The organism is Cribrihabitans neustonicus, from assembly GCF_048820895.1.
Classification (GTDB): Bacteria; Pseudomonadota; Alphaproteobacteria; order Rhodobacterales; family Rhodobacteraceae; genus Cribrihabitans_A; species Cribrihabitans_A neustonicus.
On the sequence record NZ_JBMERQ010000014.1, the window covers coordinates 20,050 to 43,794 of the forward strand.

Here is a 23,745-nt window from a genome sequence, read left to right on the forward strand (position 1 = left end):
GCAGAAGGAAAATAAAATGAGCTTGAAAGACTCTCTCCGTGTCATGGTTGTGGATGACATGTCGACAAGCCGCGGCATTCTCACCCAGTGCCTGGATGAGATCGGAATCAAGAATTACATGGTGGAAAACAACGGCCAGTCGGCGTTTCAGAAACTGGCCGCAACCCCAGTGCACCTGGTTTTGTCCGACTATAACATGCCGGGCATGGACGGTCTCGGCCTGCTTCAGGCGCTGCGCGGCCATCAGGTCACCCAGCGGGTCGGCTTCATCCTGGTGACCGGCAAGCCGACACCTGAAATCATCGAGGTTGGCAAGAAGCTGGGCCTGAACAACATCATCCGCAAGCCCTTCACCGTGGCGACAATGAAACAGGCGATCGAACAAGTCGTCGGGCGGCTTTAATTATGGAGCGCCCCGGAAAAGCTCTCAGCGAACTCTGCGCCGCGTCGGCGTGGGAAATGCGGCAGCTGCGCACGCAGATCCAGGCGCTGGAGGATGTTGTCCTGGACGTACTGGAGCGCGGCACCGCCCCCACCAGCCAGGAACTGCGCGCCCTGCAGGACTTCGACCTGGTGATTCAGACACTGGCGGGCTTGTCCGGATTTTTCGAACGAGTCCAGGATCAGGTCGACCAAGAGGGGCCTGCCGACCTTCCCGCTGCCGCTGGCGGGGTTACGCTTGAAAAGCTGCGCGAACGGCTGCAGTCCGCCAGCAGCATGGCGGGCGCGTGAACTTTCGGCACCGCGCACGCCTGCGCGGTGCTGTCCATAGACAAGCAGCTTGCGTCTTGTGCTGCTTGCCGCTGGTCCGCAGACCGGCCCACCCCTCTCACGCTCTGGCAGACCGGACCTGAAGCTGTCATAACCTGCGCCTTGTTGGGGCGAAGGTTTGGCAGGACGCGACATGCATGACGGCGGCAGCCGGCCGCTCGCGCGCTCTTTGGAATGCCCGGCGGCCTAAACGTGCCGACGCTCCCCCTTAACAGGGATGTTATTGGGCGTGGCCTGCGGTATTCGTGATCTCAGGCCGTGGGCCTGCCAGACCGCGGGCGATAGACGAGGCGGGCCCCGAATTTCGAGATTCGTAACGGCGTCATGACCAAAATTGCCAACTGGCAAAGATCTCCCCGGTATCGGTCGGTTATTCTCTTACTGCGCATCTCCGCCATTCCTCCTCCCGCACGTCTCCCCCGCTCGTCCCCCCTGCCCCGCAGCGATTTCCCTTCGGACAGTTGGCTGGCCGCTGGCGCCTGAAGCCGGCAGATGGTGCGGGCCGCCTTCCCTCAATCATCACGGGTAGCCTCGCGAAATCGAGCCGCTCCGGCCCAGGTTCCGCGAGTCTACCCGTGTCGGAATCGGCGCTAAACTGGCTTCGTACTACACCGCAAGCAGCGTAGGCGCCGGACAGATTCGCGTTCGGTGAGCCAGTTGCGGAACTTGGGGGCTTTGCTGCAACGCAGCATGGCCCTTCACCCGCCGGCAGGGCCCTCCCTTGGGCGGAACCTGTGCCGGTCTAAGCGGTCCCGTTATAGTACCGCGGTTTCGGACGCGACCGCGTTCGGCGCGGCGGATCCTCCTCAGTCTAGCGGACTTCAGCCCGAATTCGGGGATAGGAAATGGCCCAGGACGATCACCAAGGAACCATTCACCGAAGTCGGGCCGGTCGGCCGGAAGCACGCCTGCCCCGACAAGGTGCCGGAACCAGGGCCGTCCCCGCGGGGACAGAAGGGGCGTTCGCTGTGCAAACGGAGGCCCGGGCGTGGAACTCCGCCGCGGTGGCGGCATTCCACCGTGCTTCCTGCGCCGGACGCGTCGGCAACCTCTCACGCGGTATGAACTTCACCTTCTCTCCCGCGCCCGTCAGCTCAACAGCGTGTCACGGATATTCTGAAGCAGGTTGTGAGGTATCAGCCGACAGCGGCGCCGACCTGGAAAGCAAGGAGGCATTCAAATTGTGGACGACCAGACTGAATCGCCTCCCGCGTGCTCAACTGAACCCGGCCGGAGCTAACAACATTCCACCGGGCGTCCCGACGGGATAGACCCAGTATGAAAAGGCCCGGCGCACCTGCCGGGCCATCGTCTTCGCACACCGGCGTACCGGCCTCAATCTTCTTCCAGGGCACGGAAGAATGCGGCGATCGCGTCTTCCAGTTTGTGCCGTTCGATCTCCGAAAAGTCCCGGTCCATCGCCATCTCGATCTTGCCGTCGCGGGCCTGGCAGCGGACTGTCCCCGCGGGGACAGTGCAGCGAAGCGTGGTTTTCGCGACACCCGGCCGGGGCACCCCGGCCGGTTTGACGGCGGGTCCAGGGCGGTCATCGGCAAAGCGCCGCAAAAGCGCCAGTTCGGCCTCGGCCGTGGCCGGACGCTCGCGCTCCAGCATCATCCGTAGTGTTTCAGCCGCGGCCTCGTTTTCGCTTAGGCGCTTGCGCACCTCCAACCCCAGTGCCCGCGGGATCGTTTCGGAAAAGGTAAGCAACCCCTGGGTAGCCTCCAGAACCGTGGCAAAATGCCTGATATAGACCCGCTTCTGCCGCCCGGCGGACGCGTAGAGCACGTTCACCGCTGCTTCCACATCCTCTGCGCCGGTGGCTTCGTCCAAGGCGTAGTTCAGAGCCAGCTGGGCCATTTCGGCAAAAGAAATGTCGCGCCGAACCAGGTTTTCATCGACCATACGCCGGTATAGCCCCTGCAGAGTTTCCCCGCGCGCCACGAGGCCGGCCGGGATCTCGGCATAGCGCTCATCGCCGGTTTCCTCGTGCAGCTCGCGGTAAGCCTGAAAGCGGCGGAACCCCTGTACCAGCTCATAGCCGGTCTCCGTCTCCTCGACCCGGATCGGATTGGAGAGGCCAACCGCCTTGATCGACTCCTTCAGCTCTTCCAGGTCCGGATCACGGGTGGCAGAACGGTCGCGGATGAGCTTCTCCATCGATATCTTGCCGAGCGGGATGCGATCGACCACCAGCCCCAGCTTTTTCAGCCGCACGAACTCATGCGCCAGCCGGTCGTTCTCGGCACGGATGTTCTGCTCGGCTTGGGCCCGGGCGCGCAGGGCGCCGGCATTTTCCGAAATCGCTGTGGCCATCGGGCCGCGGCGGCTCTCGCCTGGTTTCTCTTCCGCTTCCGGCGTCTTTGTCCCCGCAGGGACAGGAGCGGGATCAGCGGGGAAGTTAACGTCGAAGACCCTGCGCTTCCTCATGCCTCATCCTCCAGATTGTCCCAAGCTTCGAGCGCGTAGGCCTTGAACTCGTCATACGCCTGGTCGAAGGAAGCCCGCGCCCGCCGCCAGGTTTCCCGTGTCATATCGCGGTAGTCGATCTCGTAAATCGAGCTGAGGAAGCGGCCGGATTGCTCCACCGCTCGGGTCATCTCGATCGGGTGCTCGGTCATCCTGCCTTCGAAGACCTTCATAAAGGCCGAGCGCATTGCCCGGTGCAGGTCGTTGCCGGACTCGTAGCGCGTGAGCAGGAAGCGGACGTCCTGGAAGACCTTGGGCAGCGCGAATGTCCCCGCGGGGACAACGCCGTTGAAAGCGGAGAGATCCTCCAGCGCTTCGGAGAGCTGGCCGATGAAGGAGGTTGTGGAGTCGTATTCCCAGTAACCTGGGCCAGAGGGGATATAGAGCATATCGGCGGCAAAGACCGCGTTCATCGACTGGTAGCCGATAGCGGGCGGGCAATCGAAGATCATCAGGTCATAGTCTTCCGCCGGCAGCTGGTCGAGGTAGCGGGAGACTGCAGCGAAGAAAGACCACTCCGGGTTCAGGTGCCGGTACTGGGCGGAGGCAAACTCAACAAAGGCGGCGTTCGCACAGCTTGGAATCAGATCGATGGTAGGCCAGGAAGTGGATTTCACGAAGTCGCTCACCCGCAGATCCTGTAGTCCCATGCCGGTGATGGCTTCGGGCAGCTGGCGTTGAGGCAGGGCGGCGCCGGATTCCGCGCCGCGCAGCCCGGCATTCATCCGCTCCGTCTCCCTCACCAAGTCACGTGCCATGATGCCCCACACGGTGTAATCCTCCGTCACGTCGCTGAGGCCCATCGAGTGCGACAGCGTTGCCTGCGGATCGAAGTCGACACAGAGCACCCGGTAGCCGTCGAGGGCCGCGGCATGGGCGAAGTGCAGCGCCACGGTCGACTTGCCGGCGCCGCCTTTGAAGTTGGAGATCGCCACTCTCAGTGCGCGCTTGTTGGCGGGGCGTTTCGGCAGCAGGGATTTGCGGTTGATCTTGATGCGGCGGCGCAGCTCGTTGATCTCGTCCAGCGAATACCAGCGCTGGCGGCCGTCTTCCTCCACATGGCCCTGCGGCAGCGAGGGATCAGTGGAGAGCCGGCCGCGCAGGGTTGACTGGTTGACGCGGAAGATCAGCTCGGCGACCTCCCAGGAGGAGAAGCGTCGCAGCGTCTTTTCCATTTCGGGCGAGAAAGTCTGCTGGCGGATCCAACTCTGCATCTTGAGCGATTGCGCCTGCATCTTGGACAGGTCTTCATGGGTAAACATCACTGCTCCTCGGTCTGCGCGTATATTTATACGGTGTCTTTTGTTCTTGGCAGCGCCCGGCCAGCGGACGCAAATACGGCCTCGAAATCCATCTACGCGGAATTTGCAAAAAACGCAAAACCTAATATCGTGGGAAAGAACGTCCTGTCCCCGCGGGGACACAGGGGCGCAAAACCCCGGGAATCAAGGGGATCCGCGATTCGGCTCCGTGACAAAGGATCGAGCGGCGCACAGCGCTGACCGGACGCTGATATAGCCAGATCTAGGGGGACACCCGGCGGTGAACTACTGCTAATTGGGGGACATTTCCGGGCAATTGGGGGACAGCCTGAATGTCCTCCAATACCATTGATACCAATTTTTCATTCGAAAAAGGGATTGGGTTTGAAATGAATTGAACCCAGCGCTTGACAGAATCGTCAGTCCGGACGCAAATCGGATACACAATTCGAATAGCGTTGAGTTCGGTCCCAGACCGGCCAACGCAAATCCCGGCAAACCAGAACCGGGGAGACTGAGGCAGCATACTCCAGCCCGGCAGGGCAGGGGAGGCAGAAACGGGGACGGCAATGCTTGCCAGACGGCCTGCGGGACGCAATGCGTCAGCGCTGAAATACGATATCCTCACCGCGCTGGGGGCTTATGCGCTGGCCGAAGGCAAGCCGGCCGAGAAGCTGGTGCTGCGCTTTCTTACTCTGCTCACCGCCCGCTACAACTGGCAGCGCGACGAACTGGCGGTCGGCCAGCGCGAGATCGCCCGGCTCTGGCACGTGGACGAGCGCACGGTGAAACGCGAGATGGCAAAGCTGCGCGGCCGCGGCTGGCTCATCGTCAAGCGCCAGGGCGCGCGGGGACGAGTGACCGAATATGGCATTGATATCGACCGTCTCCTCAACGATACGCAGCCGTCCTGGAGTGCAGTGGGCCCCGATTTTCAGCACCGGATGCAAGGCGCCGAGGAGCCCGCACCCAATGTGGTCCCGCTGCGCCCCGGAACCACACCGGCAGCGCCAGATGTCTCCGATGGCAGCGAGTGGAGCCTGGCGAAGGCCGTGCTGCACGCGGAAGACCCGGCCAACTATGCTTCGTGGATCCAGGGGCTTGCGCGCGACAGCAGGGCAGGGGGGCGGCTGACGCTGAAGGCGCCGAGCCGTTTCCATGCCAATTACGTCGCCGCGCATCTGACCCAGCGCCTGCTGGCCGCCTGCCGCGACGTGGACCCGGATGTCTCTGCCGTGGTGGTGGTGGCCTAGCCGGCACGGGTTGAATCCGCGGGCGCCAAGGATTTATTAGCCACTGCGGGGGTTTGCCCTCGGAAGGAACAGGAGCAGCCCGGATGAGCCGCGCACAGGAACGGATTTGCATCATCGGCCTTGGCTATGTCGGGCTGCCGCTGGCGGCGGCCTTCGGGCAGCACCGCCCTGTGGTGGGCTACGACATCAGCCCGGATCGGGTCGCGGAATTGCGTGCGGGCCAGGATCGCACCCGGGAGCTCGGCGCTGAAGAACTGGCCGCGGCTCGGCATCTGAGATTTACCTTCGACCCGGAGGAGATCGCCGGTTGCAGCATCTACATCGTCACCGTCCCAACGCCCGTCGATGCCAACCACCGCCCGGATCTCGCGCCGCTGGTCTCGGCTTCGGAGATCGTCGGAGACGCGCTGAAGCCGGGTGACCTGGTGATCTACGAATCCACGGTCTACCCCGGCGCCACGGAGGAAGACTGCGTGCCGGTGCTGGAGGCGCGCTCCGGGCTCACCTTCAACCGCGACTTCTTTGTTGGCTACAGCCCCGAGCGGATCAACCCCGGCGACAAGTCGCGTCGGTTGAAGGATATCGTGAAGATCACCTCTGGCTCGACACCTGAAACGGCGGAACGGGTTGATGCACTCTACCGCGAAGTGGTGGCGGCCGGCACCCACAAGGCCGAGAGCATCCGTGTGGCCGAGGCGGCGAAGGTGATCGAGAACAGCCAGCGCGACATCAACATCGCGCTGGTCAACGAGCTTGCAAAAATCTTCAACCGCATGGGGCTGGACACCGAGGCTGTGCTGCGCGCGGCGGGCACCAAGTGGAACTTCCTGCCGTTCCGGCCCGGGCTGGTCGGCGGGCACTGCATCGGAGTCGACCCCTATTACCTTACTCATAAGGCTGAGCAGCTGGGCTATCACCCGGAGATTCTTCTGGCCGGGCGGCGGCTTAACGACGGCATGGGCGCCTATGTGGCCGGAGAGATGGTAAAGGGGATGCTGAAGCGCGGGCTGGCGCTTCAGAGCGCACGCGTGCTGGTGATGGGCCTGACGTTCAAGGAGAACTGCCCCGATCTGCGCAATACCCGCGTAATCGACGTCGTGCGCGGGCTTGAGGACTACGGGCTTATTGTCGATGTGCACGATCCCCTCGCCGATCCGGCCGCGGCTCAAGCAGAGTACGGGCTGCCTCTGACGGCAGAGCCGGGGCAGGGGGCCTATGCCGGGGTGGTTCTGGCAGTGGCGCACGATGAATTCCGGCAGATGGGCGCGGAAACCATCCGCGGGTTCGGGTTGGAAGGCGCAGTGCTCTATGACCTGAAGTATGTGTTGGCGGCCGAAGAGTCGGACCTGCGGCTGTGATGGCGGGCAAAGTGCCAGATTATGACCGCGGTGAGGCGCCGCGGCAGTAGAGGTGCCGCGTGCTATCCGCAAACGCCCTTTCTTGGCTGCACCCTTGCGCTAGGCTGAGTGGTGCCGGCATCGACGCCGGGCAGAGAGGGAAGGAAAATGAGCGACGTTCTTGAAGGCCGCTGTCTTTGCGGCAGCGTGACAATCCGCGTCCAAGGTGCGCATGATCCGCGGCCGGGGGCCTGCCACTGCCGCATGTGCCAGCGGTGGACCGGGGGGCTTTTTCTCTGTTTCGAGGCCGAGGGCGAAGCGGTGACAGTAGAAGGGCCGGTGACACTTTATAAGTCGAGCGAGTTTGCCGAACGCGCCTTCTGCGGCAAATGCGGTTCCCACCTTTGGATGCGGACATTGAAGGGGGAAAACCCCGGTTACGACCTGATGCCCGGAATGTTCAGCGAGTCCCTTGATTGGCCGATGCGCTCGGAGATCTATATCGACCGTGCGCTGGCTGCGGTACGGCTGGCAGGGGATCACAAGCGCGCCACCCGAGCCGAATACGAGGCAAAGAACCTGCACGTCGAGGGGGATGGCTGACGCGGTCGCCGAGACGCGGAGCCGGGCGCGCGGCTGCGCCTGGATTTGGCGCCCTGAGCTATCCGCCTACCCGCGGAAGCTTGGGGCCGCTCCAATATGCGCCGCTGTCCTGGCGTAGCGCGTCATATGCGGCGATGCGGCGGCGGGCCTCATCCCCGCCTGCCTCGATCAGATGGGTCAGCAAGCATTCCAGCACCGCCATCGCCCCGCCGATCGCGCCGAAAGGATGCAGCGAATTCGCCGCCACCGCCAGCACGTGATCGCAGCGGATGCCCGGCGCGATCACTTCGCTGTCGGAAATCAGGATTACCCTGGCGCCGCGCTCCGCGGCAAGCCGCAGCGCCTGGATCGTGCCGGCGGAGTAGGGGGCAAAGGTCAGCGCGATCAGGCAGTCCTCGGGGCCGATGTCCAGAAGATCGTCCAGCGCGGCGCCCATGTGGCGCGGCACCAATTCCAGGGCGGGCAGCGCCATTCGCCCGACATAGTGGAAATAGTAGGCGAGCGCGTAGGAGGATCGGCTCGCAGTCACAAAGCAGCGCCGCGCCGAGGTGAGCGCGGCGACAATCGCTTCGGTGCGCGCCGCTGTCATCAGCCGCAACGAGCGTGAGGTGATGTTGAGCTGGTTGCGCGCCGCCGCCGCCTGCAGCGCCCCCGCCGGGCCTTCGCTGCCCAAGCGGTCCAGCCAGTCCTGGCCAAGCTCTGCCTCGCGCTGGGTGGTCAGCGCCGCGCGGAAGGGGGCGCGGAAGGCCTCGAATGTGTCAAAGCCGAGGTGCTGGGCAAGGCGCACGAAACCGTTGGCGCTGATGCCGGTTTTTTGCGCTGAAGTGCGCACGGGATCGAGGCCGAAGTCGCCGGGGTTGTCGATCACGTATTTCGCCGCCGCCTTCAACTTGGGCGGCAGCGCGTCCATCTGCGCCTTCAGGTGCTGGATCAGTCGGGCGGGCTGCTTGGGGTCAAGATGCGGGTCCATGTGCGCATCAGAGCAGACGTCCGAAAAATGGCAAGGGCAGAACGGATGTTATCCTCCCGGAACAGCCATCGGATCCTGCCGGGCGTGCGGAACGCGGGCGAAATTTGAGCGGGGCAGCGATTGCGGCGCAGAGCGCTGAGTCGTGCAGCGGGATACTGCAAGTCGGCTTCCCGGGGGGAGGACCGGACGCCGCCCGGCCTGCGGCCGGGCGGAAGCTGCCGTTTTGAGAACCGATAAGCGCCAGCTGGCTAACTGTGAGGACAAGTGCTTTCGGCTGCGTATACCGGAATCACGCGGAGATCACCCTGAGGCCCTTCTCCTCCTGCGGTTCAATCAGGCCATCTTCTCCGACCGTCACCGTCGCGCCGTGGCGAAGACTGTCCAGCCCTTTGCAGGCGACCAGCATCAGAATGTCCTTCTCCCGGGCAACAATCGCCATGTGGCTGAGCCAGCCGCCAACTTCGCTCAGCACGGCGCCGGAGCGCTGGACGTGCGGCAGCCAAGCAGGATTGATCATCCGGCAGACCAGGATATCGCCATCCCGGAAGTCCTCGAAAGCGGCAGGATCGATCCTGCTTTCGTCTTCCATCCAGAATACCCGCCCGGTCACGCGGCCGCTGCCCGCAACGCAGGTGCCGCCAAAGGCGCCGTCCGCGTCCTCCACCTGAGCACCGAGCGAGAGCAACTCGCAGTCGCGCAGGGTGAGCGAGACCCCGGAGGGGGCAGAGGGTTTGCGCAGGGCCTCAGTCCGCGCGCGCTCTTCGGCCAGAGCCCGCAGCTCAGCCGGGGCACACCAATCGCCCGCCAGCATTTCGGAAAAGCTGAGCTGGAACACCAGGTCGCCCAGCCCGCTCTGCTCCCCCAGCGCCAGCACCGCGCGGCGCAGTTCCGCAACCACCCGCAGCGCCTCGTGTTTGGCCTGCTCCTTGAGGTCCTGAAAGGCGATGGCGATGGCGATCGCGTCGTCGAGTTCCTCGGGCAAATTGGCTGGAGTAGGCACCGCTCCGATCGGCACCAGTTTGTCTTCCAGCAGGGGTTCCAGTAACGCGGGTGCCTCGCGGTAGCGCGGAATGCTCAGTTCATAGTCAAAGATAGCCCGGTGCCCCATCAGCCGCATTGCCTTGGCCATCGCGTCCTTGCCTTGGCAAGAGGCCAGCAGGCTGGAGGGCGCATTGGGCAGTTCGGCATGCATGAGGTGAGCACGCAGCGCCGTATCTCCAGCCGCGGCGGTGCTGGCCTCGCCCATAGTGAACCCGGCCAGGATGTTGATCTTCTCGGCCTCCAGGTAGATGTCGCGGATGAACATCTCCTTCAGCGTGCCGATAGTCTCCACCAGCTTGTCTTGTGGCAGGGCGGCATAATCTACCGCCTGCCAGATCGCCAGCTTGTCCCTCAGCGCAGGGATCACGTTGCTGCGGAACCGGGCGGTCATCGGCCGCGCCTGCTTGCGCATCTGCTTTGCCTTGGCCGCGCTCAGTTTCAGGGTCATTTTCTGCTTCAGGCCGACGTCTGCATAAGTCTTGCCGAACAGGTTAACCAGGTGGCCGTCACACCCCTCCGGCAAACCGTAGGGCACGCCGAGTTCGCGGCAGGCAAGGTCGACGCTGCCGCCGGGAGCCCACAGTTCGCTCATCAGCGAGAAGCTGAGCGGGGTGGGACGGGGCAGGACCTCGGACATCTCGTCCTGCTCCAGGATGACATCGCCCGGGCCGGCGTCGGCGTAGCGGTCCAGCACCTCGCGCCATTCCGCCAGGCGGACCCGCTCGGCGTCGCTGCCAAGGCTGAGGGTGGTGATGTCACGGCTCTGCACGATCTGGAAGCGCCCTTCGGCATAGGCCCACTCCACGTCTTGCGGGCAGCCGAAAATCTCCTCGATGCGCTTGCCGAGCGCGAGCAGCGGCGCCATGTCGAGGGTCTGATCCTGGTCCTCCGCAGCGGGCAGGCCGGTATAGCGGCCAAAGCGCAGGGAGGTGGGCGTGACGCGGCCGGAAACAAGGTCTTCGCCGCAGCCTTCGACATATTCGATCATGCGCATGCCTGGCGCCATCGGGTCCTGGGTGAACATGACGCCGGCATACTCCGCCGGCACCATTTCCTGCACTACGATGTTGCCCTGACCAGCGCCTTCACTTTCACCCGCATAGCTGGCGGCGCGGGCGGATGTGAAGCTTTCGACCACTTCGTCCAACGCCGAGCGCATGGTCTCCCCGGTGACGTCGAGCACGGAGTCAAAGACGCCTGCGAAGCTCTGCCCGGCGCCATCCTCGTTGCTGGCGGAGCTGCGCACAGCCACTGGCTTGCCGCCCGCCATACGGAAGATGCGGAGCGCAAAGTCTTCCTTTTGCGCGGTGCTCATCGCGGTATAATCCGCAATCGCATCGGCGCGCAGGATCACCCCGCCCGGCACCGGCAAGCCCGCATTCTTCATCACCGACAAGCGCAGGGCCTTGTTGCCGGCGCCGGCCAGCTCCTCGCTGCAGCCCATCGGGATCACGCCGCGCGGCAGCTTGGCCAGCTTGCGTTTCTTGGCCCGCGATGCGAGCACGTCACTCAGCTTGCGGTGCAGGCCGGTCACATAGGCGCGCTGCACCAGAAGGAGACTCAGGCTGAAGCAAAGATAGGCATTCGCCGCCGCCGAAAGGCTGAATACCATCGCAAACAGCGCCGGCAGGCCGAGCCCCATCCACAGCTGCTTCTGGCGCCGCGACTTGGCCACCGCCCAGAGCAGGTATACAGCCGCCAGTGCGCAGAACAGAGCCGGCAGGACGAACAGCGGATCCGGCGCGCCGAGGTCAGCCATCCACAGGAAGGGCGTCTGCAAGCTTGCGCTCGCCTCCTGCGCGGCGGAAACCCCCAGCATCATCACCGGCAGGAACAGAAGCGCGGTGAGGTTCTTCATTGGCGTCAGGCCCTTGTCGGCATAGAACGCCTGCACCGCGCGCGCTTTGCGCACCGGATCATGGGCGAGCTTTGCCTTCAGGGCCTTCATCTCATCCGCGGTGGCGTTGGTGACGATCTGGTCGCGTTCGGATTTCAGCGCCACCGGCAGCACCAGAAGCCGTGTTGCCAGCGACAGAGCCAGCAAGCCCAGCAGGATGTGGCTGCGCTCATGCACCCAAAGCAGGCCCGCCGCCAGCGCCGAAATCGCTTGATCCCACAAGGTTGTTTGCTGCTCGGCCAGCCAGTCCTGCACATGCGGCTTCGGCGCGGGGGCGGCAAAATACTCCCAGGGCAGCGTGTAGCGGCCGCGGAAGTCGATGCCCTTCTCGGTCAATTCCAGCCCGAGCACCTGGCTCATGAAGCAGCTGCGGCGGTCGTAGCAGGCCGCGATTGTCGGCTTGTCCGGGTCCAGCTCCGCGATCCGCTGCATCAGCGCTTCCGTCGTCATCTTGCGGATCGGAATGTTGACGGCGCCGGGCAGGTGGCCGGTGGCAAAGTCTCCCGGATAGCGGGTATCGACGATCTGCAATTCCTCGGTGCCAAGCAGCGATTTGAAGTCCTCGGTGCTCAGCAGCACGTCCTTGCCCGGATACTCAGGGATGGCGCGCAGGTCGGAGAGCGTTTCCACGTCCTTGTCGGAGAAATCCCGCCCCTCGACGATCCACTTCTCGATGCCGCCGGCGATGAAGCTGCAGTCGATGCCCATTTCCGCGAGCTTGGCGCAGGTCTCCGAGCTGCGGTTGCCATTATGGCAGAACAGCACCACTTTCTGGCCCGGCTGCACCGGCTGGGACTGCAGGAAGTCGGGGAACCGCACATGGGTGGCGCCGGGCAGCGTGCCCATCCGGTTTTCCGCGGTTTCGCGGATGTCATAGAACAGGGTGCTGCCGTCACCGATCAGCGCCGCGGCCTGCTCCGTGGTTACTGCGAGCGGGTGGCCTGCCTGTTTCGAGAAACTGGTCTCCTTCAGGCTTGCATCTTTGATTTTTGTGCCGTCAAACTGCGCCGGACGGGTAAGCGTTGCCTGCAGCCGCATTTGTTCTGCGGTCCGCTGGGTGCTGTATTGCCAGTAGTTGCCCGCCGCAAGCGCGAGTGCGAGGAGCACGAGGATCAAAATCAGCTTCACCGGGTAGCGTGCGGGTGTTTTGCCCGGTTTGGGAGCAAAACCCAGCTTCGCCGCGATCACGGCGCCCAGGCCGGAAACCATGGCGACACCTACTGCCAGAACCTGGGACAGGGAGGAAACCGAGCCGATCACCAGTTCCGGAGAGGGAATCGCCATGGCGGACATCGGTATTGCGGATAAAACAAGTGCCGCTGCAGCAACTTGGCGAAAACGAGAAGAGGATCTGGGCCGCGCCGGCGGCTGAGAGGGCAATGTCACTTTCGCTCCTGTAGGGTGCGCTTCTGCTGTCATTTTGATTTATGTCTAATTTTCCACAAAGAGGACAAATTTATTACCGAAGGGTTAACATAGATCGTGTAGAGTAAAAGAGCCGTAAAAATTTTCTGCGAGTTGCGGCCTTGTTAACGTTGTGTTCTCGTCACTGTGCCATGTAACGAGGGCTGGCCGCGGAAGGGCCGGCAAAGGCTGTGTTGGTCAGGAGGCTAGAGCCGTGAAAGGGTTAAGTTTAGTTACTGGTATCTTCGGTTTTGTCACCTTGGCATCGCGGGCGCACGCCGGCGGTGTTTTGATCGCGGCGCTGCTCGCCGCTCTGCCTGGCGCCGGCCGGGCGGAGACCGAACTGGTGTTCGGCACCTACGCGGCGGACAAGCCCACCACTACAGTGCGCAAGTATCAGCCGTTCCTGGTGTTTCTGGCCAAGCGGATGAGCGAGGAGCTAGGCGAGCCGGTTTCGATCCGCATGAAGGTGGCCAAGGAATACGGCGAAGGCATCCAGCATCTGGCCAGCGGGGAGGTCGACTTCGCCCGCTTCGGGCCCGCCTCCTATGTTCATGTGATGGAGGAAAACCCCGGGATCCGCATTATCGCGATGGAATCCAAGGACGGCGCCAAGCGGTTCAAGGGCGTGATCGTGGTGCGCCGCGACAGCCCGCTCCAATCGGTCTCCGAACTGGCGGGCGGCAGTTTTGCCTTCGGTGATGAGCTGTCGACCATCGGCCGCTACCTCTCCCAGTCCTACCTTCTGGATGCCGGCATCTCCGGGGCTAACCTGCGGGACTATGCCTATCTCGGCCGCCACGACCTGGTGGGCGAAGCGGTTGGCGCGGGCAAGTTCGCGGCCGGCGCCCTGAAGGAAAGCACCTACAAAAAGCTGGTTGCCAAGGGCGTGCCGCTGCGGGTGCTCGCCAGCTTTGACAACGTGACCAAACCCTGGCTCGCGGCGCCGGACATGCCGGAAGACGTGCTGCAGGCGATGCGCCGGGTCATGCTCAGTTCGGAAAATGAGGAGTTCGTGCGCCGGATCGCCAAGAACGGTTTTCTGGAAGGAGCTGACAGCGACTACGACATCATCCGCACCGCCATGGACCGCAGCCTGGCCTTCTGACAGTGAGTCCCCGATTGCATGACACGTAGCGGCATTCTTTTCCAGATCGTTGTGTCCCTGCTGCTTGCGGCCGGGGTGGTCGGTTTCGCCGTTGGCGAGGCCGCCCGCAACCAGGAGGAGCAGCGGCTGGAAGAACAGCTGGCGGAGCAGGCCCGGCTCACCGTGTCGCTGCTCAGCGGGCTGATGCTCGAGGCGATCATCGTCGAGGACGTGCCCGTTCTGGAAACCGGCCTGATCGAAGCGGTGAGCCGCAACCCGCAAATCGCTTCGATTCAGATCCGCAATCCCACAGGTGATCTCTTGGCGGAAGCCGAGGCTGCCGCGGTGCCGCCCTCCGGCAATTTTGTCATGTACGAACGCCCGATCGAACTGGAAGGCGCGGTCTTCGGCACCATGCTGGTGCAATGGTCGACCGAGGACGGCGCCGCGCTGGTGGAAGGGCGGGCCCGCCGCGCCACGGTCTGGACCATGGTGGCGGTGCTGCTGCTGTCGCTACTGGTGCTGCTGCTGGTGAATGTGCTGGCGCTGCGGCCGCTGCAGATGATCCACCGGCGGATGTCGGATGCGATTACCGGGCTGCGCAGCCCGCGTGAACCCTTGCCATGGTATGCCTCGCGCGAATTCAAAGCGCTGAACTTCTCTGTTGGCGTGCTGGAGGACACTTTTGCGGAACGCGACGAGCGCGAATTTGCGCTTGAACACGCGCGGGAGGCAGCCGACGCCGCCAACCGGGCGAAATCCGAGTTTCTCGCGAACATGAGCCACGAGATCCGCACGCCGATGAACGGGGTAATCGGCATGGCGGAGCTGCTGGTTGACAGCGGTCTCGAGGGCGACCGCAAGGAATACGCCCGCACCATTGCCAAATCGGGTTCGGCGCTGCTCACCATCATTAACGACATCCTCAATTTTTCCAAGATAGAGGCGGGCAAGGTCGAGCTGGAGCGGGGCCCCTTCAACCTCCAGACCGCAATTGAGGATGTGGTCACGCTGCTGTCGCCGAAGGCCTCGGAAAACGGTGTCGAGCTGACCCTGCGCTATGATCCGTCCCTGCCGGAACGATTCTTGGGCGATGTCGGGCGGATCCGGCAGGTTGTCACCAACGTGGCGGGCAACGCCGTCAAATTCACGCTGGAGGGCTATGTCTGCATCGATGTGACCGGCAGCGAGGAGGCCGGCGGCTACCTGCTGGAGATCACCGTCACCGATACTGGCATCGGTATCGCCGAAGACCAGCTGCCCCAGATTTTCCGCGCCTTCGAGCAGGCAGAAAGCTCTGCCAGCCGCAGTTTTGAGGGCACAGGGCTCGGGCTGGCAATTTCCTCGCGGCTGCTGGACCTGATGGGCGGTTCGATCCAGGTGAAGTCCACTGTTGGCGAAGGTTCCTCCTTCACCCTGCGGCTGCCGTTGGAACCCGCCGGGGAAGAGCCGGCCGAGGATTGCATACTGCTCGAGCGCTTGTCCGGGCTGCATGCGCTGGTGGTGGACGATCTGGAAGTGAACCGGACCATTCTGACCGAGCGGGTGGCCGCCTGGGGCGCAACCTGTTCTACCGCGGCTTCTGCTGAGGCTGGGCTGGAATTGCTTTCCGACGCCGAACTGGAGGGGCGGCGTTTCGATTTCGCCATTCTCGACTACCAGATGCCACGCATCGACGGGCTGGAGATGGCCCGCAGAATCCGGAGGATGCCAAGGGGCGCCCGCCTGCCTCTGATCATCCTGTCCTCCTCGGACCACGGCACGATCCGCCAGGGCGGTGCCGCGCTGGCGCCTTGCGAGATTGCGCTGAAACCGGTGCGCGCGGGCCAGCTGCGCAAGGTGATCAGCACGGCTCTGCGCGCGGGGGCCGCCCCGGCTTCCCCGCGCGGGACGCCGTTGCAGATCGCTGCTTCCGTCGCGCCCGCACCCCGGGCTGTGCGCCGTCTGCCGGAGTCCGCCGTGCGGGCGCCTGGAAGTGTGCTGAAACTGCTCCTCGCTGAGGACAACCTGACCAACCAGCTGGTGGTAACGAAAATGCTGAAGGACGCGCCGCTGCAGATCAGCATTGCGAAGAACGGGGCGGAGGCGGTCGAGCGGTTCCGGGCCGATCCGCCGGACATCGTGCTGATGGATATGATGATGCCGGTGATGGATGGTATCGAGGCGACCGCGGAGATGCGCCAGTTCGAAGCCGAGGCGGGCCGCGCCAAATGCCCGATTATCGCGCTCACGGCCAATGTTCTGGGTGGCCACAAGGAAAAATGCTTGGCCGCCGGAATGGACGATTTCCTGACCAAGCCCATCTCGCGCTCGGCCTTGGCGGAAACCATCAGCAAATGGACCGGGGACAGCGCGCTTCAGCAGACCGGCAGCTGATTGGCTCCAGAACCTGGCGCAACCTGCCACTCCCGCGCCAGCCAAAGCAGGAGGTTAAAGTGGGTTCGCCGAGCGGAGCGGCGGCATAATGCACTTCCTATGCCCACATGTTCGAATATCTGCGGGAGCCTTATTGCCGCCCGCCACCCGCGTCACCTAAGCGGGCGGCACACGGTTCAGAGACAAAAGCTCGGGTGGCGCGCCGGCCGCGGTTCCTGCTGTTTGCTCGCGATCCAACGTCAGCGCCCGGCGGTCCCGATCACCAAGCGTCCGGCCGAAGCAGCCGCAAACAGCGCTGCCGCCAGGCAGACGATGCTGGGTCCGGCCGGTGTGTCAAAGACGAAGGCCAGCTGCAGCCCGCCCGCGGCGGCAGCCGCGCCGAGCAGGGCGGCGATGGCGGCCATGCGCTCGGGCGTCGCTGCAAAGGGACGGGCGGCGGCGGCGGGGATCAGCAGCATCGCCGCGATCAGCAGCACCCCGACAACCTTGATCGCGACTGCAACCACCAGTGCCAGTGCCAGCGTCAGTACCATCTGCTCGCGCCGCGGGTCGATGCCTGCCGCATGAGCGAGGTCGGGGCTCAGTGTTGCGGTCAGGAGCGCCTGCCAGCGCCACCACAGCAGCGCCAGCACCAGCGCCGCGCCGCCCCAGATCACCGCGAGATCGCCGCGGCTGACCGCTAGGATGTCGCCGAAGAGATAGGCCATCAGGTCGATCCTGACCCCATGCAGGAACGAGACCGCAACCAGACCAACCGCAAGCGAGGAATGCGCCAGCACTCCCAGGAGCGTATCCATCGCATAGCCGCGCCCCGCCAGCGCCGAGACGGTCGCCGCCATCGCCAGCGCCGTCACCAGGACGCCGGTGAAGATGGAGGTCTCGAAACTGAGTGCCAGTGCCACCCCCATGATCGAGGCATGTGCGGTGGCGTCGCCGAAATAGGCCATCCGCCGCCAGACCACAAAGCAGCCCAAGGGCGCTGCGGCCAGAGCAACACCGATTCCCGCGAGCGCGGCGCGGATCAGAAAATCGTCGAGAAAACTCATTCCGCAGCCTCCGGCTGATGATTGTGGGCGCAATCGTGATCGTGGCTGTGGTTGTGCTCGTGCCTGTAGAGGGCCAGTGCGCCCTTGGTTCCGGTGCCGAACAGCGCGCGGTATTCGGGCGCAGAGGCGACCTGCTCCGGCGCGCCTTCGCAGCACACGTGGCCGTTAAGGCAGATAACCCGGTCCGAGGCCGCCATCACCACGTGCAGCTCGTGGCTCACCATCAGCACCGCGCAGCCAAGCTCCTGGCGAACTTTCTCGATACGCTGGTAGAAGGCGGCGGAGCCGGGCTGGTCGAGCCCCTGGGTGGCCTCGTCGAGGATCAGGAGCTGCGGGCGGCTGAGCAGCGCCCGCGCCAGCAGCACCCGCTGGAACTGGCCGCCCGAAAGCCCGGCCATCTGCCGCGAAGCCAGCATGCCGGACCCCGCCTGCTCCAGCGCATCCGCGGCGCGCGAGTCGCTTACCGGCACCGGCAGGCTGAGGAAGCGGCGCACGGTCAGGGGCAGAGTGGGATCGATATGCAATTTCTGCGGCACATAGCCAATGCGCAAACCCGGCGCCCGCAGCACCCGGCCCTCGGACGGGCGCACTGCGCCGATGATGGCGCGCAGCAGCGTCGACTTGCCGGAGCCGTTGGGGCCCACCACAGTCACAATCTCGCCCTCGGATACCGTCAGCCCGACGCGCGAGAGCACTTTCTGGCCACCGTGGGCGACACTGATACCTTCCAGCGTGATCAGGCTCATGAGCGGCCTTCCCCGTTGCATTTCGGGCAGAGGCCCTCGGCCTCAACCACGGTGCGCTCGATCACGAATCCTGCCTCTCGCGCTGCCTCGCCCAATTCGCCCTGGGAGGCGCTGCGCCGTGCCTCTGCCACCGCATCGCAGGCGCGGCAAATCATGAAAGCGGCATTGTGCTGCTCGCCCGGGTGAGCACAAGCAACAAAGGAGTTGAGCCGCTCTATCTTGTGGGCAAATCCGTTTTTGACGAGGAAATCCAGAGCTCTGTAGGCGACCGGGGGCTGCGAGCCCAGCCCCTCGTCGCGCAGCCGGTCCAGGATTTCGTAGGCGCCAAGCGCCCGGTGGCCCTGCAGCAGAATTTCCAGCACCCGCCGCCGTACCGGGGTCAGCTGCAGCCCGCGGGCCTGGCAGTTCGCAGCGACCGTAGCGATGCAGCTGTCGATGCAGCTTCTGTGATCATGGGGTTCGAAGCCGATGGGCTGCATTCGGGCACCTGTGCTGCGGCGGGCGGATTTGGGGCTTGATATGTTATCTTATGACATCTATCAAGCCCGGCAATTGTTATAAGATCACATGAGGGTCCGGGATGAGAATTTGGAGCAGAGCTGGGCGGCTGCCGGTGGTGGCGATGCTGGCGGCGGCCGCGCTGACGGGCGCGGCCCGGGCGGAGGTCCCGCGGGTAGCAGCGGATATCCTGCCGGTGCACGGGCTGGTGGCCCGGGTCATGCAGGGGCTGGGCGAGCCCGACTTGGTGGTGCCGCCGGGCGCTTCTCCGCATGGCTACGCGATGCGCCCGTCAGAGGCCCGTGCGCTAAGCCAGGCTGACGTGGTGTTCTGGCTGGGCGAGCCGCTGACGCCCTGGCTGACGGACGCGCTTTCGGAACTCGCTTCGGACGCGGCTCAGGTTGAGCTGATCTCGGCACCGGGCACGCGGGTGATGGAGGTGCGCAGCGGCGCGCTGTTTGCGGCTGACAGCGACCACGACGCGTCGGATGGCCACGATGCCCATGCTGATCCCGAAGTGCAGAACGATCAAGAAAGACACGCTCACGAAGCGGGTCATGAGGAGGACGGCGGCCAGGTCAGCGAGGAGGCGAAAGTCAGCCTTGAAGACGGTCTCGCCCACGCCCACACCGGCGCCGATCCGCATGCGTGGCTGCTGCCGGAGAACGCCCTTGTCTGGCTGGACGTGGTCGCGGCGGAACTGGCTGCGGCCGATCCCGCCAATGCCGAAGCCTATGCCGCCAATGCGGCCGCGGGAAAGGCCGAAATTGCGGCTGCCGCGGAGGAGGTCTCTGCCGCGCTGGCGCCGGTGCGGGAGCGGGCGGTGATCGTCTTCCACGATGCCTACCAGTATTTCGAGGCGGGCTTCGGACTACGCACCGCGGGTGCCATTGCGATGAGCGATGCCGCCAGCCCCAGCCCGTCGCGCATCGCCGAACTGCGCGACGCGGCCGGGGAGCTGGGCGTGGCCTGCGTGTTTTCGGAGCCGCAGTTCAACCCCGGTCTGGTGGCTGCCGTGGCCGAGGGCTCCGGCGCGGGCACCGCGGTGCTGGACCCGATGGGCAGCCATCTGGAGCCGGGCGCACAGTTCTACCCGGCGCTGCTGCGGGATCTCGGTCAGGCGGTGGCAGCCTGCAACTGAGACCGGCCCGCGAGCCCGCATTGGTTCAGCGGTTGCTGATCAAATGCGTCAGCGTGGCGCCTGCCTCGTAATAGGCGCTGCGCAGACAGGCGAGAGGAATGGCGTGGTGCTGAGTTATCGGCACCGGCAGGCAGGATGGATCATTCTCCAGCAAGGCCTGCGCCATCCGTGCGCCAAACAGCGTGCCCGGGCCAATGCCGCGGCCTGAATAGCCGAAACAGGCAAGCCCGCCGCCCAGCTCCAGGATCTTGGGAAGGTGCTCCGCCGTCATCGCGATGCGCCCGTGCCAATGCTGGTGCAAAGGCGTGCCGCGCAGCGCTGGGAATAGCGCCGCCAGCTTGCGCTGCAGCCAGCGGAGGTGCAGCGGGCTGCCGATGTGGCCGAGCGAGCCCATCGCGCCGATCACCAGCCGTCCGGCCTGATCCAGCCGCCAGGAGGACATCACCAGCGCTGTATCCCAGCAACCCTCGCGGCCTGGCAGGATTGCCGCGCGCAGGGCCTCCGGCAGCGGCGCGGTGGCGGCTTGGAAGTAGTGCACCGGGATCACCTGCGGTGAGCTGTAGCCGGAGATTTCGCGTGCATAGGCGTCGGTAGCCATTATGAGGCGACGGGCGCGGATCTGACCGCGGGGCGTGGCAACGCGCCAGGCGCCGCCGTCGCGGGCGATGCTGACGGCAGGCGACCGAGTGCAGATCTGCGCGCCGGCCGCGGCAGCGGCACGGGCGAGGCCGCGCACATAGGCCAGGGGCTGGATGGTGCCCGCGCGCGGGTCGAATAGGGCGCCATGCACGGTTTGCGTACCGGTCCGCGCCATCGTCTCCTCCCGCCCCAGCAGCTCGACCGGCGCGCCGGTGGCGGTGAGCTGGGCGTGGCGGCGCTTCAGGCTGCCCATGCCTGAAGGCGCATGGGCACAGTGCAACGTGCCGTTGCGCACCGGCTCGCAGCTGATGCCGTGGCGGTCGATGAGGGAGAACACCATCTCTGGCGCGCCCGCCAGAAGCGCCGTGAGGCGGCGGCCTGCCTCTTCGCCCAGGATGGCGTTGATGTCCCCGGGCGGCAGCCAAAGCCCCGCATTCACCAGGCCGACATTGCGCCCCGAGCCGCCGCTGCCGATGCATTCCGCCTCGATGAGGCTGACGCTCGCCCCCATCTCTGCTGCGGTGAGCGCCGCAGAGCAGCCAGTATAGCCGCCGCCGATCACCACCAGGTCAGCCTCCGCCTCCCCTGCCAGCGCGGGGAAGGCGGCGGTCTCGCGGCAGGTGTCGTGCCAGAGGCTTGCGGACAGCTCAGATGTCAAACTTGATGCCCTGTGCCAGCGGCAGTTCGCGCGAGTAATTTACGGTGTTGGTCTGCCGACGCATGTAGCCCTTCCAGGCGTCCGACCCGCTTTCGCGCCCGCCGCCAGTTTCCTTCTCGCCTCCGAAGGCACCACCGATCTCAGCCCCCGAAGGCCCGATGTTCACATTCGCGATACCGCAATCCGACCCGGCTGCCGAGAGAAAATATTCCGTCTCCCGCACGTCGGTGGAGAAAATGCACGAGCTCAAGCCCTGTGGCACTTCGTTCTGTATTTCAATGGCTTGGTGCAGATCACGGTACTTCACAACGTAAAGGATCGGGGCAAATGTCTCCACATGCATGATGGCGGTCTGGGTGGGCATCTCGACGATGGCGGGCTGGACGTAGGCGGCCCCGGGGTATTCTTCCCCGAGCACGCGGGTGCCGCCATGCACGGTGCCGCCCTCCGATTTGGCGCGCTCCAGCGCACCCTCCATCGCATCCAGCGCGGCGCGGTTAATCAGCGGGCCGACCAGCGTGCCCTCGTCCAGCGGATCGCCAATGGGCAGTCCTTCGTAGGCTTTGGCCAGCCGAGGGATCAGCTGATCATAGATGTCTTCGTGCACGATCAGGCGGCGCAGGGAGGTGCAGCGCTGCCCGGCGGTGCCGACGGCGGAGAAGACGATGGCGCGCAGGGCCATTTCCAGATCAGCCGATGGCGCCACGATCATCGCGTTGTTGCCGCCCAGCTCCAGGATGGTGCGGCCAAGGCGTTCGGACATCGCCGCGGCGACCGCCTTGCCCATCGGCACCGACCCGGTGGCGGAGACGATGGCGACATCGCGCGACGCGGTCAGCGCCTCGCCCAGATCGCGCTCGCCGATCAGCACCTGGATCAGCCCCTCGGGCGCGTCGCTGCCGAACTCCGCCATCGCGCCTTCGCAGATCTTCTGCACCGCAAGCGCAGTGAGCGGAGTCCTTTCCGAGGGCTTCCAGATCACCGGATCGCCGCAGACCAGCGCCAGCGCCGCGTTCCAGCACCAGGGCGCGACGGGGAAGTTGAAGGCGGTGATGATGCCGCAGGTCCCCATCGGGTGCCAGGTCTCCCGCATCGCGTGGCCCGGACGTTCGGAGGCGATGGTAAGCCCGTAAAGCTGGCGCGAAAGGCCCACAGCGAAATCGCAGATGTCGATCATCTCCTGCACTTCGCCCAGCCCCTCCTGGCAGATCTTGCCGCATTCCAGCGTGACAAGCCGTCCCAGCGCTTCCTTTTCCCGGCGCAGCGCATCGCCGATCAGCCGCACCAGTTCACCCCGGCGCGGGGCGGGTACCAGGCGCCAGGCATTGAAGGCGTATTTCGCCGCAGCAATGGCGGCATCGGCTTCCGCCCTTGTGTGGGGCATCAGTCGGGCGATCTCGCTGCCGTCAACCGGTGTGGTGACGGCAAGCGTCCCGCCGGTGAGCTCATCTTCGGACAATCCGGCGGCGGTGAGGATTTCGGCATGGGACATCTCGGGTTCCTTCTGAAAGTGGCGAGCGGGCATGAGGAAAACTTTAGCGCGCTTGCGGCGGGTTTCCCCTTCACACCGCTTCGGCCTAAGCAATTGCACCGGATTGGCGCGATTGCTATTGAAACTTAATCCAGGCCCCATGAGATTAGCTCATATGATCGCCCCGCGCCGCTTTCTCCCCTCTATCCCCTCGCTGCTCGCGCTGGAGGCGGTGGACCGGCTGGGAAGCGCCTCCGCCGCGGCGGAGGATCTGGCGCTGACGCAGAGCGCGGTCAGCCGCCAGCTCAAGCAGCTGGAGGCGCAGATGGGGGTGGCCCTGATCGTGCGCGGTGAGATGCGGATGCAGCTGACGCCGGCAGGCGCTGGTTTCGCCAAGGAAGCGCGCGCAATCCTGTCACGGCTGGCGCAGGCTTCGGTCAAGCTGCGGGCCAATCCGGATGGCGGCAGCCTGAACCTCTCGATCCTGCCGTCCTTCGGGCTGCACTGGCTGGCGCCGCGGCTGAAGGATTTCGTCGCCACCCATCCCGGCATCACGGTGAACCTGCAAACCCACAACCTGCCCTTTGACTTCGGTGCGGGCACCGCGCAGGCCGCGATCCATTACGGCCGGCGCGACTGGCCGGCGGTGGAATACCTGCCGCTTATGCCGAAACACGTGCTGCCGGTCTGCGCACCGGGGCTGATGGACAAGGCAGCAGTGCGGCCGGATGAGCTGTTGAATTACCCGCTTCTGCATCTGGAAACTCACCCCGATTGCTGGGAGCAATGGTTCGCGCAGCACGGCGTGCGGGCAGAAAAGCTGCGGGGGATGCTGTTTGACCAGTCTTCCGCCATGACACAGGCAGCGGTGCATGGGCTGGGCCTTGCGCTGCTGCCAGACTTCCTGGCCGGGAACGAGATCACGCAGGGCAGGCTGGTGCAGGCAATCGAAGGGGAGCCGGTGACCTTGGGCGAATATTTCCTGGTCTGGCCGCCGGAGCATGCGGCGGATTATCCGCTGATCCAGTTCCGCGAATGGCTTCTGCGACAGATCGCGGCGGAGGCGGTTTGAAGTG

The 23,745-nt window shown here is 64.8% G+C and carries 18 protein-coding genes; 9 read left to right on the forward strand and 9 right to left on the reverse strand.

All coding sequences use genetic code 11. The features are described 5' to 3' along the window. The first annotated feature begins 16 nt into the window (after positions 1-16). Both ACOHWE_RS18100 and ACOHWE_RS18105 read left to right on the forward strand, forming a co-directional pair. Positions 17-403 carry a response regulator gene (locus ACOHWE_RS18100; RefSeq protein WP_420668131.1) on the forward strand — a complete coding sequence of 129 codons (387 nt, stop codon included), beginning with the start codon at positions 17-19 and terminating at the stop codon, positions 401-403. 56 nt (positions 404-459) lie between these two features. Then, the gene (locus ACOHWE_RS18105; RefSeq protein WP_420668132.1) at positions 460-732 is read left to right on the forward strand and encodes a hypothetical protein; all 273 of its coding nucleotides are present in this window, start codon (positions 460-462) and stop codon (positions 730-732) included. Positions 733-2,106: 1,374 nt separating this feature from the next. Here the strand turns inward: ACOHWE_RS18105 and ACOHWE_RS18110 are convergent. Together ACOHWE_RS18110 and ACOHWE_RS18115 are read right to left on the reverse strand one after the other, a co-directional pair. Continuing rightward, the gene (locus ACOHWE_RS18110) at positions 2,107-3,201 is read right to left on the reverse strand and encodes a ParB/RepB/Spo0J family partition protein (protein WP_420668133.1); all 1,095 of its coding nucleotides are present in this window, start codon (positions 3,199-3,201) and stop codon (positions 2,107-2,109) included. After that, the gene (locus tag ACOHWE_RS18115) at positions 3,198-4,502 is read right to left on the reverse strand and encodes an AAA family ATPase (protein WP_420668134.1); all 1,305 of its coding nucleotides are present in this window, start codon (positions 4,500-4,502) and stop codon (positions 3,198-3,200) included. Before ACOHWE_RS18115 ends, ACOHWE_RS18110 begins: the two co-directional genes overlap by 4 nt. Positions 4,503-5,071: 569 nt before the next feature. Here ACOHWE_RS18115 and ACOHWE_RS18120 point away from each other — a divergent pair. The 3 genes from ACOHWE_RS18120 (at position 5,072) to ACOHWE_RS18130 (ending at position 7,695) form a co-directional block, all read left to right on the forward strand. Beyond that, positions 5,072-5,755, forward strand: coding sequence for a DnaA N-terminal domain-containing protein (locus tag ACOHWE_RS18120; RefSeq protein WP_420668135.1), 684 nt, complete (start codon positions 5,072-5,074; stop codon positions 5,753-5,755). 83 nt (positions 5,756-5,838) lie between these two features. Further along, positions 5,839-7,113 carry a Vi polysaccharide biosynthesis UDP-N-acetylglucosamine C-6 dehydrogenase TviB gene (tviB, locus tag ACOHWE_RS18125; RefSeq protein WP_420668136.1) on the forward strand — a complete coding sequence of 425 codons (1,275 nt, stop codon included), beginning with the start codon at positions 5,839-5,841 and terminating at the stop codon, positions 7,111-7,113. Between the two features lie 147 nt (positions 7,114-7,260). Beyond that, entirely contained in the window at positions 7,261-7,695 is a 435-nt protein-coding gene (locus ACOHWE_RS18130) for a GFA family protein (RefSeq protein WP_420668137.1), read from the forward strand. A 58-nt stretch (positions 7,696-7,753) separates the two neighbouring features. Here ACOHWE_RS18130 and ACOHWE_RS18135 read toward each other — a convergent pair whose 3' ends face one another. Together ACOHWE_RS18135 and ACOHWE_RS18140 are read right to left on the reverse strand one after the other, a co-directional pair. Beyond that, positions 7,754-8,665 (reverse strand): MurR/RpiR family transcriptional regulator, encoded by a 912-nt coding sequence (locus tag ACOHWE_RS18135; RefSeq protein WP_420668138.1) that lies wholly within the window; start codon positions 8,663-8,665, stop codon positions 7,754-7,756. A gap of 289 nt (positions 8,666-8,954) precedes the next feature. Further along, positions 8,955-12,896, reverse strand: a complete 3,942-nt coding sequence (locus ACOHWE_RS18140; RefSeq protein ID WP_420668139.1) for a PEP/pyruvate-binding domain-containing protein — start codon at positions 12,894-12,896, stop codon at positions 8,955-8,957. A gap of 370 nt (positions 12,897-13,266) precedes the next feature. Between ACOHWE_RS18140 and ACOHWE_RS18145 the strand changes: the two genes are divergently transcribed. Further along, positions 13,267-14,115 carry a PhnD/SsuA/transferrin family substrate-binding protein gene (locus tag ACOHWE_RS18145; protein ID WP_420668169.1) on the forward strand — a complete coding sequence of 283 codons (849 nt, stop codon included), beginning with the start codon at positions 13,267-13,269 and terminating at the stop codon, positions 14,113-14,115. Positions 14,116-14,133: 18 nt separating this feature from the next. After that, positions 14,134-16,470, forward strand: coding sequence for a response regulator (locus ACOHWE_RS18150; RefSeq protein WP_420668140.1), 2,337 nt, complete (start codon positions 14,134-14,136; stop codon positions 16,468-16,470). Between the two features lie 239 nt (positions 16,471-16,709). Here ACOHWE_RS18150 and ACOHWE_RS18155 read toward each other — a convergent pair whose 3' ends face one another. Genes ACOHWE_RS18155 through ACOHWE_RS18165 form a run of 3 tightly spaced genes read right to left on the reverse strand, consistent with a single transcriptional unit; the run spans position 16,710 to position 18,741 of the window. Beyond that, positions 16,710-17,516, reverse strand: a complete 807-nt coding sequence (locus ACOHWE_RS18155; protein ID WP_420668141.1) for a metal ABC transporter permease — start codon at positions 17,514-17,516, stop codon at positions 16,710-16,712. Further along, positions 17,513-18,262 carry an ATP-binding cassette domain-containing protein gene (locus tag ACOHWE_RS18160; protein ID WP_420668142.1) on the reverse strand — a complete coding sequence of 250 codons (750 nt, stop codon included), beginning with the start codon at positions 18,260-18,262 and terminating at the stop codon, positions 17,513-17,515. Before ACOHWE_RS18160 ends, ACOHWE_RS18155 begins: the two co-directional genes overlap by 4 nt. Continuing rightward, the gene (locus ACOHWE_RS18165) at positions 18,259-18,741 is read right to left on the reverse strand and encodes a transcriptional repressor (RefSeq protein WP_420668143.1); all 483 of its coding nucleotides are present in this window, start codon (positions 18,739-18,741) and stop codon (positions 18,259-18,261) included. The genes ACOHWE_RS18160 and ACOHWE_RS18165 overlap by 4 nt, the downstream gene beginning before the upstream one ends. A 101-nt stretch (positions 18,742-18,842) precedes the next feature. Between ACOHWE_RS18165 and ACOHWE_RS18170 the strand changes: the two genes are divergently transcribed. Beyond that, positions 18,843-19,901 carry a zinc ABC transporter substrate-binding protein gene (locus tag ACOHWE_RS18170; RefSeq protein WP_420668144.1) on the forward strand — a complete coding sequence of 353 codons (1,059 nt, stop codon included), beginning with the start codon at positions 18,843-18,845 and terminating at the stop codon, positions 19,899-19,901. A 25-nt stretch (positions 19,902-19,926) separates the two neighbouring features. Here ACOHWE_RS18170 and ACOHWE_RS18175 read toward each other — a convergent pair whose 3' ends face one another. Then, a complete protein-coding gene (locus ACOHWE_RS18175; protein ID WP_420668145.1) occupies positions 19,927-21,198 on the reverse strand; it encodes an NAD(P)/FAD-dependent oxidoreductase in 1,272 nt (423 codons plus the stop codon). After that, the gene (gene amaB, locus ACOHWE_RS18180) at positions 21,188-22,690 is read right to left on the reverse strand and encodes an L-piperidine-6-carboxylate dehydrogenase (protein WP_420668146.1); all 1,503 of its coding nucleotides are present in this window, start codon (positions 22,688-22,690) and stop codon (positions 21,188-21,190) included. Before amaB ends, ACOHWE_RS18175 begins: the two co-directional genes overlap by 11 nt. A 154-nt stretch (positions 22,691-22,844) precedes the next feature. On the opposite strand from amaB, the gene ACOHWE_RS18185 reads away from it, so the two are divergent. Next, entirely contained in the window at positions 22,845-23,741 is an 897-nt protein-coding gene (locus tag ACOHWE_RS18185) for a LysR substrate-binding domain-containing protein (RefSeq protein WP_420668170.1), read from the forward strand. The last annotated feature ends 4 nt before the right edge of the window (positions 23,742-23,745 follow it).